The sequence below is a fragment of the Gloeocapsa sp. DLM2.Bin57 genome, from assembly GCA_007693955.1.
Classification (GTDB): domain Bacteria; phylum Cyanobacteriota; class Cyanobacteriia; order Cyanobacteriales; family Gloeocapsaceae; genus Gloeocapsa.
Window position 1 is genome coordinate 1 of record RECR01000138.1, and the last position, 9,619, is coordinate 9,619.

General features: G+C 35.8%; 12 protein-coding genes. 10 read left to right on the plus strand and 2 right to left on the minus strand.

What is annotated here, in order from left to right:
- Positions 1-359: 359 nt before the first annotated feature.
- Positions 360-848: an IS607 family transposase gene (locus tag EA365_16925; protein TVQ41732.1), complete on the plus strand. Its 489-nt coding sequence runs from the start codon at positions 360-362 to the stop codon at positions 846-848.
- 3 nt (positions 849-851) lie between these two features.
- Positions 852-1,391: a hypothetical protein gene (locus EA365_16930; GenBank protein TVQ41733.1), complete on the plus strand. Its 540-nt coding sequence runs from the start codon at positions 852-854 to the stop codon at positions 1,389-1,391.
- On the opposite strand, the gene EA365_16935 is transcribed toward EA365_16930, so the two are convergent.
- Positions 1,351-3,012 carry a serine/threonine protein kinase gene (locus tag EA365_16935; GenBank protein ID TVQ41734.1) on the minus strand — a complete coding sequence of 554 codons (1,662 nt, stop codon included), beginning with the start codon at positions 3,010-3,012 and terminating at the stop codon, positions 1,351-1,353. The genes EA365_16930 and EA365_16935 overlap by 41 nt on opposite strands.
- A gap of 142 nt (positions 3,013-3,154) precedes the next feature.
- Between EA365_16935 and EA365_16940 the strand changes: the two genes are divergently transcribed.
- From EA365_16940 to EA365_16975, 8 genes are all read left to right on the plus strand, one after another.
- Positions 3,155-4,054 (plus strand): histidine kinase, encoded by a 900-nt coding sequence (locus tag EA365_16940; protein ID TVQ41735.1) that lies wholly within the window; start codon positions 3,155-3,157, stop codon positions 4,052-4,054.
- A gap of 4 nt (positions 4,055-4,058) precedes the next feature.
- Positions 4,059-4,289 carry a hypothetical protein gene (locus EA365_16945; protein ID TVQ41736.1) on the plus strand — a complete coding sequence of 77 codons (231 nt, stop codon included), beginning with the start codon at positions 4,059-4,061 and terminating at the stop codon, positions 4,287-4,289.
- A complete protein-coding gene (locus tag EA365_16950; protein ID TVQ41737.1) occupies positions 4,286-5,128 on the plus strand; it encodes a prephenate/arogenate dehydrogenase in 843 nt (280 codons plus the stop codon). The genes EA365_16945 and EA365_16950 overlap by 4 nt, the downstream gene beginning before the upstream one ends.
- Positions 5,118-6,143 (plus strand): D-glycero-beta-D-manno-heptose-7-phosphate kinase, encoded by a 1,026-nt coding sequence (locus EA365_16955; GenBank protein TVQ41738.1) that lies wholly within the window; start codon positions 5,118-5,120, stop codon positions 6,141-6,143. The genes EA365_16950 and EA365_16955 overlap by 11 nt, the downstream gene beginning before the upstream one ends.
- Positions 6,144-6,152: 9 nt before the next feature.
- Positions 6,153-6,644: a hypothetical protein gene (locus tag EA365_16960; protein TVQ41739.1), complete on the plus strand. Its 492-nt coding sequence runs from the start codon at positions 6,153-6,155 to the stop codon at positions 6,642-6,644.
- Positions 6,645-6,906: 262 nt separating this feature from the next.
- The gene (locus EA365_16965; GenBank protein ID TVQ41740.1) at positions 6,907-7,215 is read left to right on the plus strand and encodes a BMC domain-containing protein; all 309 of its coding nucleotides are present in this window, start codon (positions 6,907-6,909) and stop codon (positions 7,213-7,215) included.
- 101 nt (positions 7,216-7,316) lie between these two features.
- Positions 7,317-7,583: a DUF3539 family protein gene (locus EA365_16970; protein TVQ41741.1), complete on the plus strand. Its 267-nt coding sequence runs from the start codon at positions 7,317-7,319 to the stop codon at positions 7,581-7,583.
- A gap of 4 nt (positions 7,584-7,587) precedes the next feature.
- Entirely contained in the window at positions 7,588-8,238 is a 651-nt protein-coding gene (locus tag EA365_16975; protein ID TVQ41742.1) for a YggS family pyridoxal phosphate-dependent enzyme, read from the plus strand.
- 10 nt (positions 8,239-8,248) lie between these two features.
- Here the strand turns inward: EA365_16975 and EA365_16980 are convergent, their stop codons facing one another.
- Positions 8,249-9,355 (minus strand): glycosyltransferase family 1 protein, encoded by a 1,107-nt coding sequence (locus EA365_16980; GenBank protein TVQ41743.1) that lies wholly within the window; start codon positions 9,353-9,355, stop codon positions 8,249-8,251.
- Between the last annotated feature and the right edge of the window lie 264 nt (positions 9,356-9,619).

Consider the following 9,619-nt stretch of genomic DNA (forward strand, 5'->3'; position numbering starts at 1 on the left):
GTCTCGCTACGCTGAAGAACATGGTTTAGAATTTAATAAATCTTAACAGAAAAGTGGACAAGGAAGTATATATATCAGACTTCTTGTAGAATTTAGGCAAAAGGGAAAAGGACTCTGATCTTCCTTTATCCCTAGGTCTAGTTTTTCTTTATGTATTATCTTCCTTGTCTGCCTGTCTTTTTCTAAGTCTCGTCATGATTAGGCTTGCTCAATAGAGGCTAAAGTTTTGTCTTTGCTTAGGAGATCTTCTCTCTACCCCGTCAGGTTGGGGACGTCATTATTAGCTACCAAATTTCTCATCAAACCGCTTAAATAAGCAATAATCTGCTAAACTAAAATTAGTAAGTTAGTAATAAATAATGAAATACTTAACCCCTAAAGAAGCTGCACTAGCTTTATCTGTTAGCGTTAGTAGTCTTCGTCGTTGGGAATCTGAAGGCAAAATTAAGTCAATTAAAACACCTGCAGGACACAGGAGATATGCGATCGCCGAAATCGAAAAAACATTACAACCCCAATCAGTTACAACTGTTCTCTATTGTAGAGTCTCAACCTCATCTCAACGAGACGATCTTACGAGACAGATTGATTTCCTACGTCAACACTATCCGGAAGGAGAAGTCATATCAGACATTGGCTCAGGACTCAATTTCAGGCGAACTGGATTTATCACCGTTTTGGAACGCATTGTCACAAAAGATATCAGACGTCTTGTGGTTGCCTATCCTGACCGACTCGTTAGATTCGGGTTCGAAATGGTCAAATGGCTCTGCGAATACTTTGAATGCGAACTCGTGGTTCTCTATGACACAAAGCTATCACCAGAACAAGAACTATATTTGATTTGATAAGTGATTATTTTAGTTTGTCCTGGTTTTAACCAAGCAGAATTAAATCATAGTTTTATCAACGCTTTTCCCAATCAAGATGAGCACTGGTTGTTATATCCTAGTCATCAGCTACCTCCCTATTCACCTCAAGATATTCTTGATTTCTGCTCTAAATCTCTACCTAAGAGTAATATGACTCTAGAGGTTATTTTGATTGGTTTTAGCGCAGGAGTAGTAGGAATACAATCAGTAGCGACAAGGTTAGATAAAAATCAAGTAAAAGTCAAAGCTTTAATCGCTATCGATGGTTGGGGAGTTCCCTTATGGGGAGATTTTCCTACCTATAGAATTAGTCACGACTATTTTACTCATTGGAGTTCAACTATACTAGGTGCAGGAAATGAGAGTTTTTATGCAGATCCACCAGTAGATCATCTCCAGTTATGGCGATCGCCTCAAACTACCAAAGGTTGGAAAGTCAACAATAATGGTAGCAAAATAGCGACAACCGCCCTTAAATTCATTGAGGAGATATTAGAATCTTATAGAGATAATTATTAATTCCTAACAGAATTTCTCCTGGATTTATACTAACCATAGTATTAATTGTACCCAAGGATAATTGATATCTTGCTTTAATTTCACCTTCTAGATCTATACTCAGAATCATTCCCTCTCGATTAGCTAAAATATAACCCCAATCTTGGGGAATAACAAAATCAGGGATAAATTCTAAATTAAAACGAGATACTCTTAATGGTTTCAGATTAATTAATAAACCCTTATCTCCCTCTCTTCCTAACAGTAAATAAGGATAGCTTGGGTGAGTCACTAAATCTTCACAAGGAATAGCTAAACTATACCCTTCATACCAATTACCACGACGATTAAAAAAACTAAAAGTTGTCCTTTGGTCGTTTTCTTTAAATAAAGCTAAGCCATGATGAGTATCAAGACTGAGTACTTGATTAGGTAATCTAGTTAATGGTTTTTGCCAAAGAATACCTTGCTCTAATTTAAATAAGATTAACCCTGGATTAGGTAGATCATAAGCTATCGCTAACCATTTACCCTTACTTTCTACAGTTTTAATCAGAGTAGAAGCTTGTATATTTAACCGCAATTGTGCTTGATTATCTTTGATTTGATAAACCAAGTAATGATTATCCTGTTGACACCATACTAAATATCCAGTCGTTAAATTAATTATTGTTTCTTTCAGGATTATTTCTTCTTGATTGGGAGTAATAATAGTTTGGTCACTAGCTAGATAGAGTTGGTTATTGTCAGATAAAATACTGGTAATATTATGATTAGATTTACTGATTAATTCTACGGTTATATTTGAATAGTTATTAAGAATTGGTTTAGTTTGTAAGCGAGTTGCTTGAATAATTTCCAAAGCATTATTAACGCTATCTAACATAGCTTGAGTATTAGTAAAACGATGTTGGGGCAACTTTTCTAAAGCTTTCAAAATCAGAGAACGTAGGAAAAAAGGAACTTGATCAGGAATAGTGGGGATTTGATTAAGATGAGCTGCAATTAATTCTTTAGGTGTACCAGTAAAAGGTCTATTGCCAAGGATTAATTCATATAAAATAACTCCAACAGCGTATAAATCAGAAGCAGTAGAAAACTTACCATAGAAACGCTCAGGAGCCATATAAGCAGGAGAGCCAGTATCACCCATACTAACAGAATAATAATTTTCTTCCACAGCTTTAGCGATACCAAAATCAGAAATTTTAGCACTCCAACCCTGGGGAATTAAACAGAGTAAAATATTTTCGGGTTTGAGATCACAGTGGACAATTCCTCGACTATGAGTATGAACTAAACCAGAAAGAATATCTCGAACTATTTGTAAACTTTCGTAAAGTTTTAACTGATTTTTATTAATTAAATCTCTAAGACTTCCTCCCTCGCAGTAATCCATAATTAAATAGCGTTGAGATTGATAATGTTTGATTCCTTGACAGGAGACAATCTGAGGGTGATTGAGAGTAACTAGAAAACGTAACTCCCTTAAAAATTGTTGGGTGGAAAATCGTTTTAATTCGATGACTTTGATAGCTATTAATTCTTGTTGGAGATAATTATAAGCACAAAAAACCTGACCAAATTGTCCTCGTCCAATTAATCCTAAACAATAATATTGTGGTAGCTTAAGGGTTGGCATAAAATTAGTAAATCTACTGAGCAAAAAAATGAGTTTAAAAACCTAAATTAAACTCCTTGGCCTAAACGTGCAAGGATCTGTCAAATCTAATTGTACTGTGGTTACGTTAAGCTAGAAAAAAAGCTATTGAGAGTAAGTAATCGTGGACGCAGCAGCACAAGATAAAATTCTGGGCTATTTTATTGAAGAAGCCAAAGAACACCTAGAAACCATCGAGAAAGGGATTCTAGAGTTATCAACAGTGGTAAATGATTCCGAGAGAATTAACGAATTATTTCGCGCAGCTCACTCTTTAAAAGGGGGTGCAGCGATGCTGAATATTAGTAGTATTCAAAAAACATCACATCGTCTCGAAGATGCCTTTAAGATTCTCAGAGACGAAGAAGCAACAGTAGATCAGAAACTTGAGGAGTTATTTTGGGATGCTTATGATGTTTTACAAGATTTAATTGAACGTCTGCAAAGTGCATTAGGTTTACAAGAGGATGAAGCTGAGGCTATTGTAAAAGAAGCCGATCCTACTTTTGTAGAATTACAGCATTACCTAGAACAACAAAAAGGAACAGGTAAAAAAGAAGCTAAACCTACTCCTAGTAGTCTTGAAGCTGAAGTTGAAGCTGAAGATGATCATTATCAGGATATTATCGAGCAGCTACGAGAAATGCTGAAAATTTTTAAAGAACAACCTACACCAGATAATCGTCACCAATTGCAAGAAATCTGTACAGATTTGGGGATAGTAGCACCAGAAGTGCAAGGATGGCAAAATTTACTGACAGTATCAGCTAAAGCGATCGCTAACCCACAACATTCTTACCAATTATTAGCACCGGTAGTAATTAAAGAACTTAAACAAGCTGCAGATTATTTAGAATTAGGGGAAAAAGAACAAATCTCACCAACACCAGCTTTAGAAAGACTCGCGAATACCTCTACACCCCAAATTTTAATTACAGTAGAACCGCAAGCAGCCGCACAGGTTTTACTACAAGTTTTTAATCAAGCTCAAGTCTCTCAATTAGTTAATTTATTACAAAAATAATATTATGATGATACCCATTTGTTTTGTTTTAACCTGGATATTTTTATTAACTCTAGTCTCAACCTTATATAGTGCTTGCAATGATACCGCAGCTAGAGCCAAAAAAATGCACCAAATACCCTGTAGCAATTGTCAATATTTTACTAACGATTATCGTCTCAAGTGCACGATCCAACCTATGATAGCTAATACAGAACAAGCGATCGGTTGTCGAGATTATTGTCAAGTGAAATGAACATAGGTATCGTTGGTTTAGGTTTAATTGGTGGTTCTTTGGGTTTAGACTTGCGTAAGTTGGGTTTTTCTGTCTTGGGAGTATCTCGAAAAGAGGAAACCTGTAAACAAGCAGTAAAAATGGGTGCTGTAGATGAAGCTAGTCTAAATTTGAGCATATTAAATCAAGCTGAACTGATTTTTATCGCTACTCCCATAGCGGCGATCGCCCCAACTTTACATAATTTACTTCCCTATCTCTCCCCTGAGACGATTGTTACTGACGTAGGTTCAGTTAAAACAGAAATAGTGACTACTTGTGCACAATTATGGTATAATTTCATTGGTAGTCACCCCATGGCGGGTAAAATTGAACAAGGAATTACTGCAGCTCAAAATAATTTGTTTCAAAATACCCCCTATGTGATTACCCCTACAGACAGTACACCAGTTGACAGCGTTAGTAAGTTAGCAGAGATAGTAAGTCTTCTAGGCTGTAGGGTTTATTATTGCAGTCCTCAAGAACACGATCAAGCGGTAGCGTGGATTTCTCATCTACCTGTGATGATAAGTGCTAGTTTAATCGACGCTTGTCTGCAGGAAAAACAACCAGAAGTATTAAACCTTGCTAAACAATTAGCTAGTTCAGGTTTTCGGGATACGAGTAGGGTAGGAGGGGGTAACGTAGAATTAGGGGTGATGATGGCTAAATATAACCGTCAACAGATATTGCGATCGCTCCTAGAATATCAAAACAGTCTCACTACCCTAACCCAATATTTAGAAACAGAAAATTGGGAAGCTTTAACCGCTTACTTAGAAAATACTCAAAATTCAAGACCAGATTTTTATGAAGGATAACTCAATTAGGCGTTTAATTGAAGCCCAAGCAAGACTAGAACAAATTTTAGATAACTTCCTTAATCAACCAATCTTAGTGGTGGGAGATTTAACCTTAGATGAGTTTCTCACAGGTCAAGTAGAGCGTATTTCAAGAGAAGCACCTGTTTTAATTTTACGTCACGAACAAACTAGACAAATTCCTGGTGGAGGTGCTAACGCTGTTTATAATTTAGCTAAATTAGGTGCTCAAGTTAAGGTAGTGGGTATAGTCGGAGACGATATCCAAGGGGAAGCTTTACTAGATATTTTTAACCAAGTTGGCATAGATACTACATTAGTACTTAAAACTAAAGAACGTCCTACAGTGACTAAAACCCGTATCGCGGGGCACGCTAGACAGTCGGTTACCCAACAAATAGTTAGAGTCGATCGCAAATCTGATGCTCTTCCTTCTCTAGAAATACAAAACCAATTAGCGAGTTTAATTCAAGAGAAAGCAACTACAGTAAAAGCGATCGTCTGCTCTGACTATGGAGATGGTGTCTTTACCTCACCAGTAATTAAAGCTTGTTTAGCACACGATCGCGTGATTGTTGATACACAAAAAGACTTAGCCCGTTATCGGGGAGCAACCCTATTTACGCCTAATCTTCCTGAAGCTGAACAAGCGGTGGGTTATCCTATTAATGACTTTAATTCCCTACAACAAGCAGGTAAAGACTTACTTAACCTTACCCAAGCTTCACAAATGCTGATTACCCGAGGAGAAGAGGGTATGAGTTTATTTGAGGGAACAACCACAGAAGAGATTATGGCTTTCAATCGTACCGACGTCTTTGACGTTACAGGAGCAGGAGATACCGTAGTAGCTGCTTTAACTTTAGCTCTAGTAGCAGGAGCTTCTTTTTGGGAAGCAGCTGTTTTAGGTAATCTCGCTGCTAGTCTAGTAGTGCGTCAATTTGGGACTGCTACCACTACTATAACAGAAATGAAGGAAGCTTTAGCTAAACTTATCACTAAGTATTCTGAATAATCTTTATTTATGTTTCTCTACAGATTCCCTTGGTTATATCTGAGTTTAGTTTTTTTAGCTTATGGTGTTTTTGGGTGGATTGTGGCTAAATCGATTAATTTGTGGATTGCTGATTTAAGAGAAGCATTAGCTTACTGGGGATTATTGATATCACCATTAACAGCTAAAATTTACATTTATGGGTTAATTAGCTTAGTTATTTTTATGATTATTGTCGTCTTGACTATACCTGCTAAATCCCTTAAATTCATGTTTGGCAGTTGGTTAAAATCAGGTAATCAAGGCTTTATTTCTATTCTGTTTTGGTCTTTTATGCTAGTTTTAATTATCTGTTATTTAGAACAATTTCTCATGTTTTTAATTTTATTTGCGGCTAGTCTCTTAGGAAGATTGGAGTTACAGGAATTAACTTATAAAAGTTATCAAATCATGTTAATTTTAGTAACCGTTAGTTTATTAGGATTTTCTACGGGTTATTTTGGCTTTATTCATAGGCTCTAGCGCTACGGGCTGCTGAATAGAGAATAGAGGGGAAGTGTGGGAAGATGGGGAGACTTTTCGGAGAGGGGAATGAAGAACGAGTGAACGAGTGAACGAGCGAATGTGCGAAAAAATAATTAATTCTTAATTCTTAATTCTTAATTCTTAATTCGCGCATTTGGAATAACCCCCAAAACCTAAAACCGTTCAACCTAATACCTAAACCCTAACTCCATTCCATTTTGCGAGATAATAAGATTATATTTTTTAAAGGAGAAAATTTATGCCAGATGCAGTAGGAGTAATCGAAACCGTAGGTTTCCCAGGGATTCTAGCCGCAGCTGATGCGATGGTGAAAGCAGCTAGAGTAACCCTGGTTTATTTTGATATCGCCGAAAGTGGTAACTTTTATGTAGTTGTCAGAGGACCTGTTTCAGAGGTAGAGCCATCGGTAGCAGCAGGAATAAAAGCAGCTGAGGATACTTTTGGGGGAAAGGTAGTTAGTCATTATATCGTCCCCAATCCACCAGAAAATGTTGTCGCAGTCTTGCCAATCGAATATACTGATGATGTGGAAGAATATCGCTTGTGAGTTGACTAGGGGATTAATAAATAGATTGATCCTCATTTTAGGTTAAGATTAAATTAAATTCCCTTATTTTTTGGCTTAGTTTAAGATGACGAGCGACATAAATGACCAGTGAAACCTATCTCAATCATCCGACTTTTGGTTTACTCTATCGTATCTGTAGCTTAGGCGAAAACCGTGAATTGTTTACTACTCTCTACGCTCAACGTCTATTTTTTATAGTCATTAGCAAAACAGAGGGAGTTAGTATTGAACCAATTACGCGGTCAGAATCTCGTTTACTCGTAGATAGACGCTTGAGAGAATTAAGACTGTTGGAATCCTCAACAGAATATACAGAGTTACAGTCTGTTTATAAAACTACCTTTTAAAGTTATGAGTACTATTACTCAAAAAATTCGGGAACTGCGTGAGCAAATTCCTCCTCACGTTCGCTTGATTGCTATTACTAAAGGAGTATCTGTAGAAGCGATCGCCGAAGCATATAACGCGGGTGTCAGAGACTTTGGCGAAAGTCGTTTACAAGAAGCTCTCCCTAAACAAGAAAAACTAGCACAATATACAGATATAACCTGGCATTTTATCGGTCATTTACAAACTAACAAAGCTAAAAAGGCGATCGAGTCTTTCCACTGGATTCACTCTGTCGATAGTTTAAAACTAGCCCAACGTCTCAATGATTCTGCTCAAGACTTAGCTAAATCCCCTCAAGTTTGTCTCCAAGTTAAATTAGTACCAGATCCCAATAAATACGGTTGGACCCCTCAAGAATTAATTACAGATTTACCCACACTTAACGAATTTAAGTATCTCAAAATACAGGGATTAATGACTATTTTACCCCTAGGATTATCAGAAACAGAGAGTTTACAAGTCTTCGCCGCTACTAAAGAATTAGCGAGTAAAATCAACTCTTCTTCTAACTTAAGACTAACCGAACTCTCTATGGGTATGTCAGGTGATTATACCCAAGCGATCGAAGCCGGAAGTACTATGATACGCTTAGGAAGGATAATTTTTAGTTAAAATTTTGTTATTAGATACCTTCTGAGTAGATTCTTTGTAACTTATCTAAATCTTGCACTAAAGAATTTGGCAATGGAATGTTTATAACTTCTAGCATATACTTAATACGATGTCGCCAATCATTACGTATTAAATTTTCAAGATAGTTGCGTTTGTGCATAGTATGAAGTCTAGACTCGTCCTCTAGTAAGTTTTCAATAAATTCTATTCCTTCTTGTGGATCATCTGGCAATTCAATTGTGGCATTTTCCCAGGGAAATAACTCATTGTATAAAGATGTTGTAGGTCTTTTTCCAACTATGGCACAGCCACTAGCTGAAGCTTCAAACCATCTCACTGTTAAATAGGAGTACGGAATTTTCCTTTTCTGTTTTGTATAAGGATTATCAAAAAGAAGAGCTAATTTACTATGTCTTAACAAATAAAACAATTGCTTTCTATATTGATAATCTATTCTTTCACGATAACTGACTATTTCAGGATATTTTTGGTTAGCACGAGCTATAACATCATAATAAAATCGATTTGATTCAGATTCTCGAGCAAATTTTTCTGAAAGTATTTTATGATAATCTGGGTTATTTCTTCCAAAATTAATAACATCAATAAACCGGTTTAAATCAGCTGATCCATGAGCCAAAGTATCGCAAGCAAAAGGTAGTAAGAAAACTTTTTTGCCTAATCCTCTTTCAATATCTTCTCGTACTTCTGGCTGAGGAACAAATAAATAATCTATTAATTCTAAATATTTTTTTTGATATTTTAATAGTAACCAGGAATCAGAAATATAGGCAACAACAATATCAAATTTTTTACGCCAGTTTTTTATACTTGACAGTAACTCAAAACAAGAACCAGCTACATCGATCATAAATAATATGTTAGGGGTTTCTGTCTGAGAAATAGGGAACTGTTCAATATTGTAAAGACCAAATGTTTTGTTAAAAACCTTCTTTGTTTTACTATCAATAGAATTAATAAGAAATTTTAATTCTTTTTTTAATGTAGGTATAATCAAAGTTCCTTGCAAAAGGGAAACCATTAAATCTTCTAATTCAAAAAGACTATCATAGGAAACACTGGAAACTAATCCTCGACAAGATAAAAGATAAATCATAATTAATCTCTATGGTTACATTGTTCAATCAGTGTAAATAAAACAATACCATTAATAATCAGTGATGGCAATAGAACTACTCAAGCATACTATATATAATATATAGCATGTAAGTCCTATGTAAATAAAGATGATGGCTACCGAAAAAATATACATAAATCAATAAAACAGTGTTAAGATATTGCCTAAAAATAAATTACCATATCTATTTTATCAGTAAACCCTATTTATGAGTCAACAACAGCAAGATTTAAGTAAGATACC